This is a genomic window from Staphylococcus sp. FSL K6-0223, from assembly GCF_038008285.1.
In genome coordinates this window covers 653,906-674,127 of the sequence record NZ_JBBOYX010000001.1, presented here as the reverse complement: position 1 = coordinate 674,127, position 20,222 = coordinate 653,906, and the positions used below count along the sequence as shown (strand labels likewise).

At 31.5% G+C, this 20,222-nt stretch carries 23 protein-coding genes; 7 read left to right on the top strand and 16 right to left on the bottom strand.

All coding sequences use genetic code 11. The features are described 5' to 3' along the window. Window positions 1–12 precede the first annotated feature (12 nt). Window positions 13–804, top strand: coding sequence for a glucose 1-dehydrogenase (locus tag MHI13_RS03170; protein WP_070547825.1), 792 nt, complete (start codon window positions 13–15; stop codon window positions 802–804). Window positions 805–872: 68 nt separating this feature from the next. Here the strand turns inward: MHI13_RS03170 and MHI13_RS03165 are convergent, their stop codons facing one another. Then, entirely contained in the window at window positions 873–1,781 is a 909-nt protein-coding gene (locus tag MHI13_RS03165; protein ID WP_070547823.1) for an AEC family transporter, read from the bottom strand. Between the two features lie 132 nt (window positions 1,782–1,913). On the opposite strand from MHI13_RS03165, the gene MHI13_RS03160 reads away from it, so the two are divergent. Both MHI13_RS03160 and mspA read left to right on the top strand, forming a co-directional pair. Continuing rightward, a complete protein-coding gene (locus MHI13_RS03160; RefSeq protein WP_101804312.1) occupies window positions 1,914–2,081 on the top strand; it encodes an SE1832 family protein in 168 nt (55 codons plus the stop codon). 72 nt (window positions 2,082–2,153) lie between these two features. Next, on the top strand, window positions 2,154–2,471 hold the full coding sequence (gene mspA / locus MHI13_RS03155; RefSeq protein WP_019834800.1) for a membrane stabilizing protein MspA: 318 nt from the start codon (window positions 2,154–2,156) through the stop codon (window positions 2,469–2,471). A gap of 67 nt (window positions 2,472–2,538) precedes the next feature. Here the strand turns inward: mspA and MHI13_RS03150 are convergent, their stop codons facing one another. The 3 genes from MHI13_RS03150 to MHI13_RS03140 all read right to left on the bottom strand — a co-directional run bounded on the left by MHI13_RS03150 (window position 2,539) and on the right by MHI13_RS03140 (window position 8,266). Next, window positions 2,539–5,712, bottom strand: a complete 3,174-nt coding sequence (locus MHI13_RS03150; protein ID WP_049420248.1) for an efflux RND transporter permease subunit — start codon at window positions 5,710–5,712, stop codon at window positions 2,539–2,541. Between the two features lie 106 nt (window positions 5,713–5,818). Continuing rightward, window positions 5,819–7,081, bottom strand: a complete 1,263-nt coding sequence (locus MHI13_RS03145) for a lipid II:glycine glycyltransferase FemX (RefSeq protein ID WP_049420244.1) — start codon at window positions 7,079–7,081, stop codon at window positions 5,819–5,821. Window positions 7,082–7,495: 414 nt separating this feature from the next. Next, a complete protein-coding gene (locus MHI13_RS03140) occupies window positions 7,496–8,266 on the bottom strand; it encodes a VOC family protein (protein ID WP_019834797.1) in 771 nt (256 codons plus the stop codon). A 170-nt stretch (window positions 8,267–8,436) separates the two neighbouring features. Between MHI13_RS03140 and MHI13_RS03135 the strand changes: the two genes are divergently transcribed. Beyond that, window positions 8,437–8,880, top strand: a complete 444-nt coding sequence (locus MHI13_RS03135; RefSeq protein WP_048682439.1) for a MarR family winged helix-turn-helix transcriptional regulator — start codon at window positions 8,437–8,439, stop codon at window positions 8,878–8,880. Beyond that, a complete protein-coding gene (locus MHI13_RS03130; protein WP_048762095.1) occupies window positions 8,867–10,072 on the top strand; it encodes an MFS transporter in 1,206 nt (401 codons plus the stop codon). The genes MHI13_RS03135 and MHI13_RS03130 overlap by 14 nt, the downstream gene beginning before the upstream one ends. A gap of 74 nt (window positions 10,073–10,146) precedes the next feature. On the opposite strand, the gene MHI13_RS03125 is transcribed toward MHI13_RS03130, so the two are convergent. The 7 genes from MHI13_RS03125 to MHI13_RS03095 form a co-directional block, all read right to left on the bottom strand. Next, window positions 10,147–10,497, bottom strand: a complete 351-nt coding sequence (locus MHI13_RS03125) for a SarA family transcriptional regulator (protein ID WP_017174859.1) — start codon at window positions 10,495–10,497, stop codon at window positions 10,147–10,149. A gap of 232 nt (window positions 10,498–10,729) precedes the next feature. After that, window positions 10,730–11,752 (bottom strand): GTP 3',8-cyclase MoaA, encoded by a 1,023-nt coding sequence (moaA, locus tag MHI13_RS03120; RefSeq protein ID WP_017174860.1) that lies wholly within the window; start codon window positions 11,750–11,752, stop codon window positions 10,730–10,732. Window positions 11,753–11,766: 14 nt separating this feature from the next. Continuing rightward, on the bottom strand, window positions 11,767–12,372 hold the full coding sequence (gene mobA, locus MHI13_RS03115; protein ID WP_017174861.1) for a molybdenum cofactor guanylyltransferase MobA: 606 nt from the start codon (window positions 12,370–12,372) through the stop codon (window positions 11,767–11,769). A 2-nt stretch (window positions 12,373–12,374) separates the two neighbouring features. Next, window positions 12,375–12,608, bottom strand: coding sequence for a molybdopterin converting factor subunit 1 (moaD, locus tag MHI13_RS03110; protein ID WP_017174862.1), 234 nt, complete (start codon window positions 12,606–12,608; stop codon window positions 12,375–12,377). Beyond that, a complete protein-coding gene (locus MHI13_RS03105; RefSeq protein WP_048762097.1) occupies window positions 12,609–13,058 on the bottom strand; it encodes a molybdenum cofactor biosynthesis protein MoaE in 450 nt (149 codons plus the stop codon). Then, window positions 13,045–13,536, bottom strand: coding sequence for a molybdopterin-guanine dinucleotide biosynthesis protein B (gene mobB, locus MHI13_RS03100; protein ID WP_017174864.1), 492 nt, complete (start codon window positions 13,534–13,536; stop codon window positions 13,045–13,047). The genes MHI13_RS03105 and mobB overlap by 14 nt, the downstream gene beginning before the upstream one ends. Beyond that, window positions 13,533–14,792: a molybdopterin molybdotransferase MoeA gene (locus MHI13_RS03095; RefSeq protein ID WP_017174865.1), complete on the bottom strand. Its 1,260-nt coding sequence runs from the start codon at window positions 14,790–14,792 to the stop codon at window positions 13,533–13,535. The genes mobB and MHI13_RS03095 overlap by 4 nt, the downstream gene beginning before the upstream one ends. A gap of 142 nt (window positions 14,793–14,934) precedes the next feature. Between MHI13_RS03095 and moaC the strand changes: the two genes are divergently transcribed. After that, window positions 14,935–15,429: a cyclic pyranopterin monophosphate synthase MoaC gene (gene moaC, locus MHI13_RS03090; protein ID WP_048762098.1), complete on the top strand. Its 495-nt coding sequence runs from the start codon at window positions 14,935–14,937 to the stop codon at window positions 15,427–15,429. An 87-nt stretch (window positions 15,430–15,516) separates the two neighbouring features. Here the strand turns inward: moaC and MHI13_RS03085 are convergent, their stop codons facing one another. The 5 genes from MHI13_RS03085 to modA form a co-directional block, all read right to left on the bottom strand. Further along, the gene (locus MHI13_RS03085) at window positions 15,517–16,023 is read right to left on the bottom strand and encodes a MogA/MoaB family molybdenum cofactor biosynthesis protein (protein ID WP_017174867.1); all 507 of its coding nucleotides are present in this window, start codon (window positions 16,021–16,023) and stop codon (window positions 15,517–15,519) included. A gap of 13 nt (window positions 16,024–16,036) precedes the next feature. Beyond that, the gene (locus MHI13_RS03080; protein WP_048762099.1) at window positions 16,037–17,041 is read right to left on the bottom strand and encodes a ThiF family adenylyltransferase; all 1,005 of its coding nucleotides are present in this window, start codon (window positions 17,039–17,041) and stop codon (window positions 16,037–16,039) included. 101 nt (window positions 17,042–17,142) lie between these two features. After that, a complete protein-coding gene (locus tag MHI13_RS03075; protein ID WP_017174869.1) occupies window positions 17,143–17,748 on the bottom strand; it encodes an ATP-binding cassette domain-containing protein in 606 nt (201 codons plus the stop codon). Continuing rightward, on the bottom strand, window positions 17,749–18,420 hold the full coding sequence (modB, locus tag MHI13_RS03070) for a molybdate ABC transporter permease subunit (protein ID WP_017174870.1): 672 nt from the start codon (window positions 18,418–18,420) through the stop codon (window positions 17,749–17,751). Window positions 18,421–18,431: 11 nt separating this feature from the next. Next, entirely contained in the window at window positions 18,432–19,223 is a 792-nt protein-coding gene (gene modA / locus MHI13_RS03065) for a molybdate ABC transporter substrate-binding protein (protein WP_017174871.1), read from the bottom strand. A 187-nt stretch (window positions 19,224–19,410) separates the two neighbouring features. Here modA and fdhD point away from each other — a divergent pair, with 187 nt between their 5' ends. Beyond that, entirely contained in the window at window positions 19,411–20,205 is a 795-nt protein-coding gene (fdhD, locus tag MHI13_RS03060; protein ID WP_049379341.1) for a formate dehydrogenase accessory sulfurtransferase FdhD, read from the top strand. Window positions 20,206–20,222: the final 17 nt, after the last annotated feature.

The window sequence follows — 20,222 nt, the reverse complement described above, 5'->3', positions numbered from 1 at the left end:
GGAGGTCATACAATGTTTTCTGAATTAGAAAATAAAGTTGTTGTTATTACTGGCTCTGGCAGTGGCATAGGAAAAGCAATGGCGGAAGTTTTTGGTAAAGAAAAAGCGAAAGTAGTCTTAAATTATAGATCAGAAAGTCATATGAAAGAACTTGATGCCCTTCAAGAAACAATCAAAAAATCTGGCGGTGACTCAATTACGGTGCAAGCCGATGTTTCAGTCGAAGAAGATGTGAAACGATTAGTAGAAACGGCTGTTAAAGAATTTGGAACAATTGATATCATGATTAATAATGCTGGTTTTGAAAAAGCCACTCCAAGTCATGAAATGTCTATGGCTGAATGGCAAAAAGTTCTTGATATTAACTTAACTGGTGCATTTATTGGTTCACGTGAAGCGGTAAAACAATTTTTAAAAGAAGATAAGAAAGGTATTATTATTAATACTTCAAGCGTGCATGATACCATTCCTTGGTCAAATTACGTTAACTATGCTGCAAGTAAAGGCGGTCTTAAGTTAATGATGGAAACAATGTCAATGGAATATGCCCAACACGGTATTCGTATTAATAATATCTCTCCAGGTGCCGTTGTGACTGAGCATACAAAAGAAAAATTCTCTGATCCAAAAACACGTGCCGAAACATTAGAAATGATTCCAGCTAGAGAAATCGGTGATGCAAAAGATGTAGCAAACGGTGCATTGTTCTTAGCTTCTAATTTAGCTAGTTATGTTCATGGAACAACATTATATGTTGATGGTGGTATGATGAACTATCCTGCATTTATGGGTGGAAAAGGGTAATCATACTATAAAGTAAAAAAGCAAGCGATGATTAAAAATCGCTTGCTTTTTTCATATATATATAGTTTTTATACAAAGATAGCTTGATAAATATATATAATAATAATACTTATCACAATAGAAATATTAGTAACCATTCCAACTAATGGCAATGTTTTATATTTAAACTGAATTGAATATGGAATAATTGCTACACCCACAGGAAGTAACCATGTAATTAATAACGTTGTTTTAATCATATCATCCGATGTTGGTAAGAAAAAGTGGACTAATAAACCAGCAATACATCCAAGTCCGTAATGGACAATTAAATATTTCACTGCAATTGGTAAAAATTGTTTTTCAATTCTGAAGCTCAACATAATTCCAAGTAAAATCATTGATAATGGCATGTTCGCTTTAGAAATAATGGTAAAAAAGTCAATTGAAGCTTTTGGTAAATGAATATTAGCCATATTAAGTATAAACATTACAATATAAGTAACGAGTGGTACTGAAGAAATTAACTTTTTCCCTAAAAATTTGAAATTAAATTGATCACTACCTTCACTGTAATAACTACCTACAAAGTAAGTGACTCCAAACATAATAATTGCCCCACCGATATCGGCCATACCAAAATAAATCATACCATTTTCAGGCCAAATTGTTTCTACAAGTGGATAAGCAAATAAACCAATGTTTAATGACGCTGCCATCATACCTACTGAACCCTTGACATGATTATCATATTTTCTAAATAATGAAACCATAATTACTTTGGCCAATATGCCATAGATGAGCATCATAATTGGTAAAATAGAAAATGATAAATCAAGATTCGCACTATTTAAATTGACAATAACTAAAGAAGGTAATGTGACATTCAATACAAGCGTAGACAATACTTGACTATCTGCAGACTTAATAAAATTAATACGTTTAAGTAAGTAACCTAATGCAATTAACAAAATAATTATTATAAATTGCTCAGTCACAATTCATCCCTTCTTCCCTAATATTCCATTACAACTAATTACTCTAACACAATTAACAGTATTTTTAGAAGTTACTTGTTTCATGCTATAATCATTACTAATCATATTAATAAATAAGGAGTTCGACTAGACATGGACTTAGAATCACAATTAGCTGAGCTTAAATACGATTATATTCGTTTACAAAATGATTTAGAGAAAAAAGAATCACTAAATCAACAGATTGATCCTTTAGTAAAACAATTAGAAGAAATTGAAAAAGAAATTTCAGACATACGTTCAAAATTACATCAGAAATAATTTTTCAATATATCTAGGCATGAAAGTTCATGAATGCTATGATATTAGTCGTAATAGAAAGGATGTCATCAAGTGAAAATATACTTAATTTTATTACCCATACTGTATCTTATTGTAAGTTATATCAGTATTTTTAAAATGAAATCAATGTTCGTACATATTTTACGTCTTATTATGGGAATATTATTATTATTTGTAGTAGCTATCACTACGATCCAATTTCCTAGTGAAAATTGGTGGGTATTTGTTGTATTGCTTCTTCTTGTAGGAAATGTAGAAGTTACAGCTTTTAAAGCACTTAAAAACGATTATAAAGGTGTTTCAATTTTAAATATTATATCTATTATTATTTTTGTAATATATATTATTTTAACTTTTACTATGTATTAATAAAAAAGCAATTGAACGTATGTGCATACGTCTCAATTGCTTTTTTTGACTTATCCTAAATTTATCTTTATTTACGTGTAAGTTTGTTTTTTAAAGTAAAGAGTATTTCATAGATAACTGGCACTACGATTAAGGTTAGTAGTGTTGATGATACTAATCCACCTATGACTGTAGCGGCCATTCCTTTAGAAATTAGAATTGAACTATTTTGCCCAAATAATAATGGTAATAATGCACCGATTGTTGCAACTGCAGTCATCAAAATAGGTCTAATTCGGGTTCCACCCGCTTCAATTAAAGCTTCTTTCATTAACATACCTTGTTGTTCATTTGAAATCACTCTATCAATTAATACAATTGCATTTGTAACAACAATACCAATTAACATCAACATACCAATTAAACTTGGTACTGAAATGGTTTCTCCGGTAATCAATAATGCAAATACTATACCAATAGCTGTAAATGGTAATGAGAATAGAATTGTAAATGGTGCTAAACCACCTTTGAATGTGATAACCAACACAAGATACACAATAACAATAGCAATAAGCATTGCAAAAGCGAGTTGGCTCATAGCTGTATTAATATCATCTGTTGCACCACCAACATTAAACTTAACGTTATTAGGTTTATCAATTGTATTGATTTCACGCATCACTTTACTAGAAGTTCCACCAACATCAGAAGCGGTAATTTTACCTGAAATTGTTGTAGCATAATCGCCATCTTCTTGAACAAGTTTACTTGGTGTTGTTGTTTTGTTTAGACGTGCAATATCTTTTAATTTAACAGTTTCTCCACTTGGTGCATGTAAGTCGATGTTTTCTAGTTTATTTTGAGACCAATTTGTTTGTTTATTCTGTTTTACTTTTACATCTATATTATTACCATTTTCTTTAACAGTTGTAATTGTTTTTTCTGGTAAGTTCTCATTTAAATTCAATGCTAATTGTGCAGCTGAAATACCTTTATCTGTTGCTTTATTTTGATCTACTTTGATTTCATATTGATCATAGGTTTGTGATAAATCTGAATTGACATCTGCTACACCTTTAATGGATTTCATTTTATTTTCAACTTTAGTTACTGTACTTCTAATTGCATCAGTAGAAGATCCTTTAACAGTTACGTCCACTGAATTGTTTCCAGCTCCTGTACCTAAGTCTTGATTTTTCCATTTACCTGGGTTTTTCATTTTAGAAAGATGTGTAACCACTTTATCTGGTTCTTCCTCAAAGTGCGGCGTATCCGAATCATATTCCACCATAATAGCCATGCTATTCGTACTTCCCGTTGGATCTGCTGGAGAAGGTCCCCCTACAGAAAATTGAACTGTTTTAACTTTATCTTTACTTTGAAGGTATTTTTGAGCTTTTTCAGCATGTTTAAGTACTGCTTCTTCAGTTTCTCCTGGTTTAGGTGTATAAGTTAACGCTAAAAACTTATCTTCCCCTGTAGAAATATAACTTGTTCCTAATTTAGCTGCACCAATTCCTATACTCGCAATTAATATAACAATACTAATAATAAGAACAAGCCATTTATGATTAAGTGACCAACCAAGTACTCGTTTATATCCCTTACTAATCCCTCCTAATTTATTTTCTTCATTAACATTGCCCTTTATGTTTATTCCATTTTTAAAGAATGTTGAGGCAAGGGCTGGCACAACAGTAATAGAAACAAGAAGCGAAGCCAGTAAACTAAATGTGATAGCTAACGCAAATGGTCGGAACATTTCACCTACTGAGCCGGAAACAAAAGCTAGCGGTAAGAAAACTATAATTGTAACAATCGTAGAAGATAAAATAGGTTTAAATACCTCTCTCGTTGCACTAATAACTAAATTGTTCCCTTTTAATTGTTCACTTGGATCTGATAATCGTCGATAGATATTTTCTACTACAACAATAGAATCATCTATGACCCGACCAATCGCAATCGTCAATGCACCTAAAGTTAAAATATTAAGTGATACATTACTTAATTTCAGTGCAATAAGTGCAATCAAAATAGATAACGGAATTGAAACGATAGATATCGCTGTTGTTTTAATATTTCTTAAGAATAATAAAATAACAATAATTGCGACGATGGTACCTAATGCCGCTTTTTCAATCATAGTATATAATGAATCTTCAATTGGTTTAGCTGTGTCCATTGTTTTTGTAGCTTTGATATCACTATTATTCTTAACAAACTCGTCTATTTTCTTTTGCGTTGCTCTAGCCACTTGAACTGTATTTGCATCTTGTGCTTTCATTACTTGTACGTTCACTGCGTCTTTACCATTTGTTTTTGAAATAGAATCTCGTTCATCGCCCACAGTGATGTTAGCTAAATCTTTAAGTGGCACGCTTGGCATTTGACCATTTGTTCCTTTTAAAGAGCTATTCGTTTGCGATTGACTTGCACTAGATGATTGACTACCTTCTTGGCCAGTACTACTAATACTATTATCGTTAGAATCACTTGATTGTCCTTGGCCTGCTATAGAAAGCGGGATGTTTAAATCTTTTAATGCACTGACTGATTTAAATTGACCATCCACAACAAGGGATTTTTCATTATTTCCAAATTGGAATAAACCGAGTGGTGTTTCTCTTGTCGCTGTCTTAATGTAATTTTCAACATCCTCCGCAGATAACCTTACTTTATCCAATTCCTTTTGTTTAAATTTTAAAGTAACTTGACGTGTAGTTTGTCCATTCAGTTGTGCACTTTGAACACCATCAACAGTTTGAAGTTTAGGTATTAATTGTTCATTAATTTCCTTTGTAGTGGTTCTTAAGTCATTACTCTTATTTGTAAATGAGTAAGCTACGATAGGAAAAGCATCGATAGAATTACGTATTAATTCTGGTTCGCTTACTCCATCCTTAAAATCGATTTTGTCTATTTCTTTTTTCAGTACTTCTTCAGCTTTATCCATGTCAGTTCCGTTGTTATATTCAACTTTCACAATTGAAGCATTAGGTATCGATTGTGTTTCTACACTTTTTACATAAGCGAGTGATCTGACTTGTTTATCAATTTTCGAGCTAATTTCACCTTGTGTCGTTTGAGGTGTAGCGCCTGGCATCGTCGTTTGGACAGAAATAATTGGGTTTTCAACATCAGGTAATAATTCTAATTTAAGTTTAGCACTTGAATATATGCCACCTATAATGACTAAAAGAACCATTAAGAAAATAGCAAACTTATTACCTAATGAAAATTGAAGCATTTTTTTAATCATTTAATTACTTCTCCTATAATAAGTTATTAATATTGGTAAAAAAATCTGAACGTTTCTTTATAGAATCGTTCAGATTAAATACTGTATCTACAATACTGTAAATTAATTATTTACGTTTTAATTTGCGAGAGAGTTTAATTTTGGCTTTTGTAAGTCTTGGTTTAACTTGTTCGATTAATTGATATAACGGCTGATTTAAGACATAATCAAACTCACCAATTTTTTCACTTAAATAAGTGCCCCATACACGTTTAAAAGCCCATAATCCATAGTGTTCAGAATCTTTTGATGGATTATTATCTGTGCCACCAAAGTCATACGTTGTTGCACCATGATCTCTTGCGTATTTCATCATTTCATATTGCATATGATGGTTCGGTAAGAAATCACGATAATCATTTGAAGAAGCTCCATATAAGTAATATGATTTTTTACCTGCAAACATAAGTAATGCGCCTGATAAATATACGCCTTCTGGATGTTCTTGATTTAATCTTTCTAAATCTTCTTTTAATTCAGTTGTCTTAGAAATCTTATTTTTTACATCATTTAATTTGTTAGCTGTTTTTTTATCATTTGGACGTGCTTCTGACTTCGCTTCTAGTTTAGCTTTTTCTGCTTCTTGAGCTTCTAGATCTTTATTCGTTTCATCAAGCACTTGTTGTGGCTCTAATTTCACTAAGAATAATTCTGCATCCCCATCTTCATGTAATGAGTCATAAATATTCTCAAAATAGCTAATATCACGTGTTAAGAAGCCATCACGTTCACCCGTAATTTGCATTAATTTCGCAAATGTTTTAAGCCCTTCACGATTTGAGTGTTCAACTTTAGTACCTCGTTTAAGCGCCAATCTAACTTTAGAACGATTACGACGTTCAAAGTTTTGAATAATTTCATCATCCGTCTTATCAATAGGTGTAATCATTGTCATACGAGGTTGAATATAGTCTTTTGATAATCCTTCTTTAAACCCTTTATGTTTAAATCCAAGCATTCTTAAATTTTTAAGTGCTTCTGTGCCATGTTCTACTTCAACATCTGGATCAATCTTAATCGCATACGCTTTTTCTTCTTTAGCGATTTTTTTGGTTTCATTTAAAAGTGCTCTCAGTACATCTCTATCATTATAATCGGCTACGAATCCACGTGATACGTAGCATAATGTAAATGGTAACTTCGGTATCTTTTTAAATAATAACTGTCCTACACCTTTAATTTCACCATTTTCACCTACTGCCACACATTTTGAATACCATCCAGTTAAGCGCTTTGTCTCTGCCCACTTTGTCAGTTGCAATAAATCACCATTCGGATGAGTTTTTACAAATTCGTCATGTTCCTGATTTGTGATATTCATCTTTTCCATGCTATATAAAACTCCTTTATCTTTGCATTACTTATCATTATACATTGTAGATTTGAGAGTGTCGACAAACTCATAATAGAAGTTGAATTTTCTTCAAAAAGCTATTCTTTTTGTTATACTTAATGAATGAAAAACACTACTATTTTTTATTAAAGAGGTTTTTAAAATTGAGAAATATAATTTTACTTATATTTATTGTATGTAATGCTATTGCAATAATTTATACAATGGCTCATCCTTTAACTATAAATTTTTTTAGTCTGAGAGTGATGTTTGTCGCTTTATCACTTGTACTTACCATTTTATTTATATTATTAAAAACAAATCGTTTTTCTTTAATATTAAGCTTAATCTCTCTAGTACTAGTTTTTATTCATATTGCTTTTATCGCACATAGTACTTATACCTATCTATTTAATTAGTTCCTTCATTCGGTTCGAAACGATATTTGGCTCCTTTAATAATAATTGAATAAGGAGTCGTAGTTTCATTATCTTTAAAAACAATGGTATTGTATCCAGATTGAGCCGCATCTTGAATCCGATAAACGATAGTATCCCCCTCTAATTTTAAGTCAGTGTAGTTCTCATTTTCTTCTATAATGTCCATATTAAACCAGCTTTGCCACTTAGTTAAGGTTTTAGAGCGTTTAGAACTATCTATAATAATTTTATCAATTTTAAATTGTTTCTGAAAAAATGAGTCTAAATTTTGCATATGATCGACTTTATTTTTATTCCACTCAATAAAAAAAGGTGGCCTAACCATATAGTCGGGATCAGCGATATAGAGTAACTTCCATCTTATCTTTTCACCCTTTTTATCTTCTCTGTCCATATGTATAGGACCAATCGTATCAATATGACGTTCGTTTAAAGATTGTTTTACCCTCTCTATATCTTCCGTTCTAAATGCCATTGTTTTAAATCCTTGCTTAAAATCATCTTGAACAATTTTCGTTGCAAAAGCGACTCTACCCTCTTCAGTTTTAGCTTCTTTCTTTAACTTTTCGACATCTTCAACATCTAAGAGTTCGATGTAATTTCCATTTATATAAGTTAAACGATTGAAAGTGCCATATTGATGATGCTTGCCTCCAGAATGAATTTTTAATAACTCACCTGGATATTTAAATCCTTTTAATTGATCGACGTAATGAATCATATGATCAAATTTCAACTTCATTTATCAATATCCCCTTTACTAATTTAAACTTAATTGTATTTTAACAAATTTCACTATACTTTACTCTATAACTTATATTTAGTGTTGAAAAATGAATGAAATCGGCGTATAATATTTTTCGTCATCAATTAGTTAGCCTTGCTAACTATTTTTGAGGGAGATAATTCAAAATGCTCACAAATGAATTTTTTAATAGTTTTATTGGTATTTATCGTCCTTATATTAAACGTACTCAATCTATATTAGATCAGTTTGGTCTACATACAGGTCAGTGGTTAGTGCTTAAAGATATTGCTACATATGACCAAACGACTTTAGTTCAAATATCTAAACGTCGTTTTATTGAAAAACCAACTGCGCGTAAAATTATTAAAGTACTATTTGAAAAAGATTTACTTTTGGTTACTCCAGGTACTGACAAACGTGAAAAGCTATTAAGTTTATCTGAAAAAGGACAGCAATTATTTGAGAACATTAATGCTTGTATTACACCTATTCAAGAAGATTTAATCCATCAATCTAATATATCTAATGATGATTTGGATCACGTCATAGCAATTATGAAAAAATTACATAACACATTATTGAAGGGGGATCCTCATGAATCAGACTAGTACTACTAAACAACCTATTTTTACTAAAAGTTTTACGATCAATTTTATGATTAACTTCTTTGTTTATTTGTGTATGTACTTATTATTAGTTATCATCGCTGATTATTCTAAAACATCCTATCATGTGTCGGACAGCTTATCTGGACTTGTTGTAGGACTATTTATTATCGGATCATTGATAGGACGTTTTGGAACGGGAAAGTATGTCAATCGTTTTGGTCCTAAAAAGATTTTAATTGCTGGTTTAATTTTTCTAATCATTACTCAGTTACTTTATTTTATCCCAGGATCGATAACCATCTTGATGTTAGTACGACTCCTAAATGGAATTGCTACAGCTATCGCAACGACAGCTACAGGTACAATTGCTGCACATGTTACCCCTGTAGAACGTAAAAGTGAAGGCATTAGCTTATTTTCACTAAGTCTTGTTCTTGGATCAGCCATTGGTCCTTTCTTTGGAATTTTATTATTGAAATCATTCTCAATTAATTTACTATTTCTTATCTGTCTTATACTAGGAATTGCAAGTTTAATTGTTTCAGTCTTTATTAAAATTGACTTTAATCCTACTAAAAATGCAATTGATAGAAAAGTAGCCCAAGCTTCTGGTTTCAACATTCATAATTTCATTGCTAAAGAAGCTGTACCAGTAGCAATTGTGATGATGATTATCGGGTTGAACTATGCTTCAATCCTAACATTCTTAAAATCTTTTGCTGAGCAACGTCATTTGTTAGAAGCATCTAGTTATTTCTTTATTTTCTATGCGGTCGCTTCATTAATCACTCGACCTATTGCTGGTAGGATGATTGATGCAAAAAATGAAAATGTTGTGGTTTATCCAGCATTTCTTGCCTTAATTATCACATTTGTTTTATTAGTATTTAGCTATAATGGTTGGGTATTATTACTTGCTGGCGTGTTCTTAGGTATTGGCTATGGAAATCTCTCTTCTTCTATGCAAGCCATTGCAATTAAAGTGTCACCTTCAAGTAAATATGGAATTGCAACTTCAACTTACTTTATTGGATTAGATATTGGTATTGGTTTTGGTCCATCGTTGCTTGGATTATTTACAGGTTCAATCACGTATACTCAAGTTTATTTCATTATGGCTATTGTAGCCGCTTTATGTACGGTACTTTATTTAATTGTTCATGGTAGAAAAGTGAATGGTAATACGTATTAATCTTTCATTTAATATATAAAAAGAAGCACCCCTATGATTCGTTATAGAATATTAGAGGTGCTCTTTTTATTTAATTAATTTGCAATACTAATAGCTTCAATTTCATTTTTCATTTTATCTAATACTTTTTGTTGCGACGCATTAAAGAAATAAAATACTTGTCGTTCATCTGTTTCAGAACGTAATTTAGAAATTAATTCTTTCTTGTAAATTTTGCGGATGATGACGTCAATTTTACTTGTATCCCATAACATTTCAAAATGTAATGTATCGCGTAACTCTTTTCCGCTAATTTTTTTACCTTCATACACTTTAAATAAAACAACAAATTCCTCAATAGAAATTTTATACGTCATTTTCAACCAATGCTTCAATTGACTAAGTTCTCTTTCCGCTTCAATAAAGCGAGTCACTTTATTATTCATAGTACATGCCTCCAAAGTTGATTCTAAGTTGTATAAATACATAATATAATAAAATTGCTTAATTTAATTATATAACATATGCACAATTTAATCTATTACAAATATTAATTTATATCTGTTTAGTGATTAATATAAATTACTTTGAAATTATTAAAATTAATTAAAAATACTATCAAATTAAAATACAGAAGTAAGTGATATCACATATGATTATCACTTGCTTCTGTATAGATTAACCACCAATATAATTCATATTAATTTTCTTTCGTTGTCGATTTCTTACTGTTTGTTCTGTTCGTTCATCTGAATAACGATCATCACGTGCTTGCCATAATGAAATGAGCGTGTCTTTTAATTTTTGATGTGTAGCACCACTACGCAATAATGATTTAATATCAAAACCATCAATCACACTAAATAAACATCCATAAAATTTCCCATCAGATGATAATCTTGCTCTTGTACAAGTAGAACAAAATGAAGCTGAAACACTTGTGATTAGACCAAACTGTGCACCATTATCTTTATGTCTATAATATGTGGCAACTTCACCAAAATATTTAGGTGGAAGAGGTTCTATATCAAACTCTTCTTCAATAGTAGATAGCATTTCTTCTTTCGTAACAACTTTACTAAAATTCCAACCATTATCATTACCTACATCCATAAATTCAATGAATCTTATTTGAATATGTTTATCTTTAAAATATTCAATCATAGGTAGGATTTGATCATCATTAATTCCTTTTTGTATCACTACATTTACTTTTACATGAAATCCAATAGATATTGCATAATCAATTTGTTGCAAGATGGTAGAAGCTTTAATGTTACGGTTATTGATTGCTTGAAATACTTCATCATCAATTGCATCTAAACTTACATTAATTCTACGCAATCCTGCATCATACAACTTTTGACCATGTTTTTTTAAAAGTAAACCATTAGTGGTCATACCAATATCTTCAATACCTTCAATATGATTAAGTTTTTCAATTAATTTATATAAATCACGTCGTAATAAAGGTTCTCCACCAGTGATTCTTAATTTTTTCACGCCTAATTCAGCATAAACTTTGGCAATTGTTGTAATTTCATCAAATGTAAGTAATTCCTCTTTAGGTAAAAAAACAAAATCATCACCAAATATTTCTTTTGGCATACAATAATCACATCTGAAATTACAACGATCTGTTACAGAAATTCGTAGATCTCTTATAGGACGTCCTAATTTATCTTTAATTTGGATCGTCATTAACGTGTCCCCCTTTAATCATTAATCTGATGAAGTAAAGTATTCAAATCATCTTGATAATTAATATTTTTAGACCAATTTTTTAAAGGCTGAACCTCTTTAGTATCTAGAAAACATGTTATCACATTTTTATATACATGCTGTAAACTATAATCATTAGAATTGAGTGCTTTTTCAATATTCGAAATGACTCCTCGACTATAAAAAGCAATGGTCGGTATAGGTTTATCATCGTCTGAATAAGCTATAATATCGGCTTGATGTTCCATACGCTGTGAAATTGTAAATTGATATAGTTGACTTATTGCTTCTTTAGTAATCATAGGAGTATCTACAGAGACCACAAAAAATAATTCTTCATTATTATAATGTTTCATAACTGTGTAGATTCCTGATAACGGGCCTTTATCTGCATGTGTTTCTTCATCTACCATAATATGTTTATACTCAAATTCATTCTTAAGTTGTTTGTTTGTACTTATAATAATATCGTCAAATAAATTCGTTTCTGTTAATGTGTTAATAATTCGTTTATAGAACATTTCCCCGTGAATACAAGCAAATGCTTTAGGACTACCAAAACGTTTAGAGTGTCCCCCAGCTAGAATAATTGCTTTCATATTTAACCACCACTAACTGGAGGTATTAACGCAACAACATCATCTTGCTTTACAATATCATTAAGTTGAACAAATTCTTCATTTACAGCTACTTGAAATTTTTTATCACGAATGGATGGGTGACGTTCAAATAATAATTCTTTAAACGTTTCTACTGTAATATCTTCTATTAAATCAATGTCTTCTGAATTCATTTCTAATATTTCTTTTATTTCTGCAAAATATAATACTCTCATTTAAGCCTCTCCTTTAGTTGCTTGACTATAATCTCCTCTTTGATGTCCTTGCCATTCTGCACCGTCTTCCCAAATTTCTTTTTTCCAAATTGGCACAACTTCTTTAATTCTTTCAATCGCATACTCATTTGCACGATAGGCATCTTTACGATGTGGCGAAGAGACAGCAATCAATACTGCAATATCAGAGATTTGTAGGGGACCAATACGATGTACAATCGTTGTTATCGTTCCTGGCCAACGCTGTGTAATTTCTTCTCCAATTTGTTTTAGTTTTTTTTGAGCCATTGGAACATAAGCTTCATACTCAAGATATTCTGTTTTCACCCCTTTAGTCCATTCGCGAACATGACCTGTAAATACAACAACAGCTCCTTGATGTTCATTTAAAGTAAATGTTCTATATTGTTCGGGCTCAATTGGATTCGTCACGATTTCAAATTGTTTCATTTTTATGTTCATCCTTTCGTTTCATCCATTTTAGTAACCATTGCTCATAGTTTTTTAAAGCATTCTCATTATTATAATTATAAAAATATTGAACATGTGTAAGAAGTCTCAGTTCTTCTAATTCTTCTTGGGTTTTATATACCACTATTTTGTCATAATCCTCATTTTTAAACCCTTCAACTAAAATAACGTCATAACTAATAGTTACACTTTCTTTTATCAGTTGTTCAAGCGACGGCTGATTTCTACGTGTTACTGTTTGTTGATAAGCAGATCCTTGAACAATACTCTGATCTGCACCAGCTTCAAAATGTTTCATATGATCCACATTAGATGATTGAAGTGTAATATCATCTTTTTCATGTCCGTGATGTTTAATCGTCACAATGTGATAGCCTTGAGATTTTAAAAATGTAATAGATTGTTGTAACAACGTTGTTTTACCCGAATCTTTAAAACCAACTATTTGTAAAATCATAATGATAGTTCCTCTTCGAAAACATTCGATTCAGTTAAAATAACATCTACCGTATGGCCGGCTTTAAATCCTCTTGTACCCCCTGGCAACATAATCATTGCATTACTATGTGCTATTGCTACCACAGCACCCGATTTATTAAATCCGGATGGAACCACAGTCGCACAATTATGAGTAAAAGATGCAGTTGCTCGAATAAATCTTGTAAATGGATTGGCTTTCGCAAAATCTTCCATTAATGTTGCTTTCACAACTTGAGGGTAAACTGCTTTGGCTTGCATCATATGTTGCACTGCTGGTTTAACAAATAATTCAAAACCAGTAAAACAAGCCGATGGATTCCCTGATAAACCAAATAAATACGTCTTATTTGCAACTGCCACAGTTGTCACACTTCCAGGACGCATCGCAATTTTATTAAATAACACTTCTGCTTGAATTGCTTTGTATATCTTTGGTAAAAAGTCATAATCTCCTACCGAAACGCCTCCAGTAGTAATGACAATATCATGATCTTTCATTGCTTTAGTGATGACTTGAATACTACTTTCTAAGTCATCTTGTTGTATACTATAAGGCTCTATCGTTAATCTCATTTTATCAGCTAACGCTTGTATCATCGGACCATTAGAATTTCTAATTTTTCCTGGTTGTAATTCTTCGTCTACATTCAATAATTCGCTTCCAGTAGCAATAACTGCAATACTTGGTTTTAAAAATACAGGCACTTCTGTATAACCATAGGTCGCTAGTACTGCAATAGCTCCAGGATTAATGACTTGTCCTTTTTTTAAAACGATATCTCCTGTTTTAGTTTCTTCTCCTTTTAGCGACACATTTTCATTCTCTTCAAAAGGTTTTCTAATCGTAAATGTATCTCCATTTTCCACAGTTTGTTCAAACATCACTACTGCATCTGCACCCTCAGGAATTTGAGCGCCTGTCATAATACGAACTGCTTCATTTTCTCCAACTGTTTTATGAGATACTGTGCCTGCACCAATATGATCTATCACTTTAAACGTTTTACGATTTTTTGAAAAGGCACCAGCCGAATCTTCACTTCTTATAGCAAAACCATCATACGGCGATTTATTGAAACGTGGTATATCATAAGTTGCTACAATGTCTTCTGCTAAGACATATCCTAAACTGTCCTCTAATGATATATTATTTTGTTGAGTATATATATCTTGTTTTACAATACGTTCAATTGCTTCTTTAATAGGTATTGGTTTTCTTTTTTCAACTACCATTTTATCAACTCCAATTACACGATAAATTCATGCTATACTATTTTATAAACTCAGTAAGATAATGATGTACTCATTAAAAATAAATGTTTATAACTTTATTTATATGTTATGATTTTTTAGATATTTCTATAGGAGGCTATTTATGTCAAATTTTACACATATCAATCATCAAGGTAATGCAAAAATGGTTGATGTTTCTAATAAAAGTATTACAAAACGTATCGCTAAAGCGCATTCAAGCATCACAGTGAATGAGACGATTTACCGTCAAATTATAGACAATACAAATAAAAAGGGTAATGTACTTAATACTGCTCAAATTGCAGGTATAATGGCTGCTAAAAATACATCGACTATTATTCCTATGTGTCATCCATTGCCCTTAACTGGAATAGATATTGAATTCTCTTGGAATCAAGCAAACACACCACGCCACTATCAATTAAGCATTACTGCTACGGTTTCTACTACAGGTAAGACTGGTGTTGAAATGGAAGCTTTAACAGCTGCTTCAGTTACAGCTCTCACAGTATATGATATGACAAAAGCAGCTGATAAAGGAATGATCATTGGTGACACATACCTTGAATCAAAATCTGGAGGTAAATCTGGAGATTATCACCGTCAATGTGATTAATCTTTATGATTTTCTTCTATTATGATAGTCATAAGCAGCATTTTCAATTAGGGAAACCTATGATTTACAATGCTTTTTATGACTATTTTATTTATGGAGTTCATAAACCATATGATTTAATTCCGGAATAATGAGTTTAGTCATTGCTAACTTTACTGCCCCAGTTGATCCCGGCAACGTAAAGATTAATTTACTCATAACTGTTCCCGCTAATGCTCTTGAGAGAAGCGCTTTTGTTCCTACATCTTCCGTATAACTTAAATATCTAAAAAGTTCGCCGAATCCTTCAATTTCTTTATCTAAAAGTGGTTTTACAGCTTCTATAGTCACATCACGTTGTGCTATACCAGTGCCTCCAGTCGTTATAATGACATCAATATCTGATGCTAACCATTCGTCAATTTGAGATTGGATGTCTTCCTTGTCATCTTTAATGATATGATAGTGTTCTTCTGTCACTTCTATATTCAGTTCTTTCAAACACTTTTGAACTAATTGACCGCCTTTATCTGTTTCTTTATTTCGTGTATCAGAAATTGTTAACACTGCACATTGAATTGTTTTTTTAACTTCTTTGTTATCATGCTGATGCATCATCATTCTCTCCTTATCCAAATAGTTGATTGATTAAATGTATTGCTTCAGATTTCTTAGTTGTACCATGAATCAACATTCGCCCACCCTCAAAATATACAATTCTATGTTTTTTAAATTCAAATACTAACATATATTGGTTTTCATGGTAACGAATATCGAGTGCTGTAAGAAAATCAACTAATACTTTTTTTGTAATGTCTTTATTTTCATATTGAACTGTATCTCTACCACACAAAGTTGCATATGAAGTCGAATGAGCATATAAATACGGAAAGCTAGGATTCTTACCACAAGTTGGGCAATCATCACGACGCATTTTACTATAACCAAAAGAACAATGTGTATTCTCCCAAATATCTCCATATGTCAGCTTTGTGGGAATCTGTTTACCAATCAATATCTTTAAAGCATCCCGTAATTGAAAACTTGTGGTCATCGTTACGGCTGGCTGAATCACACCGACAGTATCACATGTCAGATTTATAACTGGTAACTGAGGCATTAAACAATTAAAGCAAGGGGTTTGACCTGGAATAAATGCAGTTTCTACATAGGTACTTTGAACTACTCCACCATAAATCCAAGGAATGCGATACCTATAGGAAAAATCATTGATTAATTGTCTTGTTTCAAAATTATCCGTTGCATCAATAATCAAATCTACACTCGTTGCATATTGCTCTAAAAATTGAGCATCTACATGTTCAATATAAATATTCATTTTTATATCAGAACGAATATGTTTTAAGTGATCTTGTGCAGCAACCACTTTTGGCAGCATACGATCTGCATCACTTTCTGTAAACAATGTCTGTCTTTGTAAATTACTATATTCAATATAGTCTCTATCCACAATAGTCAACTCTTGAATACCAGCACGAACAAGTCCTTCAGCTACATGGGTACCTAAAGCGCCCATTCCAACAATCAATACATGTTTCTGATTAATGGTTTGTTGTCCATGTTCTCCAATATCTTTAAATAAAATTTGTCTTGAATAACGTTCTTGAGTCATTATTTGAAACCTCTCTCAACATTCTCTCTTCTTTTTATTATAACGAAATAGGAGTAGGACAGAAATCTAAAACGTTCTAAACTTCGATATCCTACTCCTATTTATTTAATTTGAATAATTTCATCTGCTAATACTTCTGCTTCATAATTAGAGTGCGTTACAAAAATAATAGGTATACACCATTCCTCATGAATTTGCTTAACTAGATGGATGCCTTCATCTCTAGAAATATCATCTAAACTTGAAAAAGGTTCATCAAGTAAAATTAAATTGGGTTTCGTGCTTAAAGTTCGCGCGAGTGCTACACGTTGGGCTTCCCCACCAGACAGTGTCGGCGGAAATTGATTTATTAAATGGCTAATATTTAAACGTTGAATAAGCTCATCAATATGTTTAGACTGTTTAGTCATAAATGTAATATTCTGAAGAACCGTCATGTTAGGAAAAAGTTGATAATCTTGAAATAAATAGCCAATTTGGCGTTGTTGAATCTTTACATTAATATGGTTTTCAGTATCCACTAATAGATGATTATCAATATTGATATAAGCCTCATCTGGTTGTCTTAATCCCGCAATGATATTTAATATTGTCGTTTTTCCAATACCGGAGGGACCTTGTATTGCATATATTTTAGCTTTTGTATCTTCAATGTTAATATGAATCAACGTTTGCTTTAACTGATGTTGTAATTTAACTTGTAACATCTAGTCTACCTCCTGAACTTTATCACGATTCGCAAAATTCAACATACTAATGACTGTAATAGAAAATGCAACGAGTACAAGTACCCATAACCATGCCTGATTCTCTTTTCCTTGTTCTACTAAAAAATAGATTTCCAGTGGCAGAGTATTGGTTTTATTTGGAATATATCCTGCAACCATCAATGTTGCACCAAATTCTCCAATAGCTCTCGCAAAACTCATCATAATACCCGCAATAATTGAGCGTTTAGATAATGGTAGAATTAAACGATAGAAGATTTTACGTTCACTTGCTCCCATTGTTCGTGCAGTATTTAACATTTTAGGATTAATACTTCGAAATCCTTGAATAGTATGTTGGTACATCAGTGGAAAACTAACAATGACAGATGCAATTACTGCACCTGTCATTGTAAATACTACGGGTAAGTGAAGTACATTTTGAAAGAATTGGCCCACAAATGTTCTAGGTGAAAAAACAATAATAAGTATAAACCCTAGTACTGTCGGTGGTAAAACAATAGGTAATAATATTAAGCTTTCAAGAAATTGAGTTGCATGCCCTTTTCTTTTATATAACGTTCTACAAATAAAAATTCCTAATATAGAGACAATTATCGTACTGATAAATCCTACTTTAATAGAAATCCATAGAGGTGTTAAATCAGGCATATGTCATCCCCCTATACTTTAAAGTGATATTCTTTTAAAATATCTTTCGCTTTTTTAGATTTTAAAAATTCTATCCATTCTTTAGCAAATTTGTTATCTGATGTTGCTCCCGCTTCATAAGTGATAGGTTTTTTCAAATCCGCTTTTTTAATCTCATTTACTTTATCTGTTCTTTCATTATTCGTATATAAATCGGTCTCATATACAAATCCCATTTGAGTATTACCTTTTTCAACGTAATTTAATACTTGTTTAACGTCTTTGGCATATACAATTTTATCTTTTACATCACTATATAAATGTTGATTATCTAAATATTGTTTCGCATATTTACCTGCTGGTACAGTTTTCACTTCACCAATAGCTAATTTTTCGTTGTCTTTTAAATCTTTTACTGAAGCTTGATCACTGTTTTTATCACCAATCAATACCAACTGATTATGTGCGTATTTATATGTATTATGAGCTTGATTATGTTTTTTCAACATATCTACATCTTTCGTATTTGCAGACATAAAGACATCAGTTGGTGCACCTTTTTCAATTTGTTGTCTTAAGGCCCCTGATCCACCATAATTAAATGTTACATTTACATTTTTATGTGTTTTTTCAAACTCTTTCTTTAATGCTTTACTTACATCACTTAAACTTGCTGCTGCTGAAACTTTCAATTCAGTTTTAGGATTATCACTATTATTTGACTTTGAAGATTGCTTGCTATTGTCATTATCTTTTGAATTTGAACAACCTGCTATAATGATAATGAAAGTCCCTAACACCGCTAATAATCGTTTTACAGTCATTTATTTTTATGCCCCCTATTCAATCAAATATTATACGCTTTTTATATCTTTTGAACAGTTTTACCGTATTTTATATTTATTTCTAAATTTTAAAATATAAAGTTTTATATAATCATTCAATATTGAAATACTTTTTGTGAATATAATGATACAGTATAAAGTAGTTATAACCAAAGGGGAGACATTCATGGATAAAGATGCCGTTCAAAATCAACCAATTATTAGGTATGAAGATGAGCAACTCATCGAAACTGAAGACAGCTATGTAACCGAATTTCCATTAACGATTATGGTAAATGGAAAAGAATTTGCTACAGTAATCTGCAGTCCGACACATTTAGAAGAGTTAGTCATAGGATTTTTAGCATCTGAAGGAGCCATTTATAAAAAAGAAGAAATTAAACATTTACAAATTGATGATAGTAAAGGGTTTGCTCATGTAGAATTAACTAAGTCATTAAGCGACCGTTTTGAGTATTCTACAAAGCGCATGGTTGCTTCATGTTGTGGAAAAAGTCGAGAATTTTATTTTCAAAATGATGCAGCAATTGCTAAAACGTCTATGTCTAATATCATTCTCACTCCAAGACAAATTTTAAATATGATGACAGGTTTACAAAGTGCAAGTACCTTATTTAAACAAACAGGTGGCTTGCATAACGCAGCAATTAGTGATGGTGAGGCATTTTTTGAACATCGTCAAGATATAGGTAGACATAATGCCTTAGATAAACTTTACGGTTTTTGTCTTACTCATCAAATTCCTGTTAGAAATAAAGTACTTATTTTTAGTGGACGCATATCATCTGAAATTTTACTAAAAGCAGCTAAAATCGGTGTCGGTGTTATATTATCGAAATCTGCACCTACCACATTGGCAATAACACTGGCACATGACTTAAATATTACTGCTATTGGTTTTATTAGAGGTGATTCTTTTAATATTTATAGTCATCCAGAACGTGTAAAAGGAGTGAATTAGAATTTATTATAAATTCA

Excerpts from the sequence above, each read along its gene's own strand:
- MHI13_RS03170 (WP_070547825.1), top strand. The coding sequence starts at position 13 with ATGTTTTCTGAATTAGAAAATAAAGTTGTTGTTATTACTGGCTCTGGC.
- MHI13_RS03160 (WP_101804312.1), top strand. The coding sequence starts at position 1,914 with ATGGACTTAGAATCACAATTAGCTGAGCTTAAATACGATTATATTCGT.
- MHI13_RS03150 (WP_049420248.1), bottom strand. The coding sequence starts at position 5,712 with ATGATTAAAAAAATGCTTCAATTTTCATTAGGTAATAAGTTTGCTATT.
- MHI13_RS03145 (WP_049420244.1), bottom strand. The coding sequence starts at position 7,081 with ATGGAAAAGATGAATATCACAAATCAGGAACATGACGAATTTGTAAAA.
- MHI13_RS03140 (WP_019834797.1), bottom strand. The coding sequence starts at position 8,266 with ATGAAGTTGAAATTTGATCATATGATTCATTACGTCGATCAATTAAAA.
- MHI13_RS03135 (WP_048682439.1), top strand. The coding sequence starts at position 8,437 with ATGCTCACAAATGAATTTTTTAATAGTTTTATTGGTATTTATCGTCCT.
- MHI13_RS03130 (WP_048762095.1), top strand. The coding sequence starts at position 8,867 with ATGAATCAGACTAGTACTACTAAACAACCTATTTTTACTAAAAGTTTT.
- MHI13_RS03125 (WP_017174859.1), bottom strand. The coding sequence starts at position 10,497 with ATGAATAATAAAGTGACTCGCTTTATTGAAGCGGAAAGAGAACTTAGT.
- moaA (WP_017174860.1), bottom strand. The coding sequence starts at position 11,752 with ATGACGATCCAAATTAAAGATAAATTAGGACGTCCTATAAGAGATCTA.
- mobA (WP_017174861.1), bottom strand. The coding sequence starts at position 12,372 with ATGAAAGCAATTATTCTAGCTGGGGGACACTCTAAACGTTTTGGTAGT.
- moaD (WP_017174862.1), bottom strand. The coding sequence starts at position 12,608 with ATGAGAGTATTATATTTTGCAGAAATAAAAGAAATATTAGAAATGAAT.
- MHI13_RS03105 (WP_048762097.1), bottom strand. The coding sequence starts at position 13,058 with ATGAAACAATTTGAAATCGTGACGAATCCAATTGAGCCCGAACAATAT.
- mobB (WP_017174864.1), bottom strand. The coding sequence starts at position 13,536 with ATGATTTTACAAATAGTTGGTTTTAAAGATTCGGGTAAAACAACGTTG.
- MHI13_RS03095 (WP_017174865.1), bottom strand. The coding sequence starts at position 14,792 with ATGGTAGTTGAAAAAAGAAAACCAATACCTATTAAAGAAGCAATTGAA.
- moaC (WP_048762098.1), top strand. The coding sequence starts at position 14,935 with ATGTCAAATTTTACACATATCAATCATCAAGGTAATGCAAAAATGGTT.
- MHI13_RS03085 (WP_017174867.1), bottom strand. The coding sequence starts at position 16,023 with ATGCATCAGCATGATAACAAAGAAGTTAAAAAAACAATTCAATGTGCA.
- MHI13_RS03080 (WP_048762099.1), bottom strand. The coding sequence starts at position 17,041 with ATGACTCAAGAACGTTATTCAAGACAAATTTTATTTAAAGATATTGGA.
- MHI13_RS03075 (WP_017174869.1), bottom strand. The coding sequence starts at position 17,748 with ATGTTACAAGTTAAATTACAACATCAGTTAAAGCAAACGTTGATTCAT.
- modB (WP_017174870.1), bottom strand. The coding sequence starts at position 18,420 with ATGCCTGATTTAACACCTCTATGGATTTCTATTAAAGTAGGATTTATC.
- modA (WP_017174871.1), bottom strand. The coding sequence starts at position 19,223 with ATGACTGTAAAACGATTATTAGCGGTGTTAGGGACTTTCATTATCATT.
- fdhD (WP_049379341.1), top strand. The coding sequence starts at position 19,411 with ATGGATAAAGATGCCGTTCAAAATCAACCAATTATTAGGTATGAAGAT.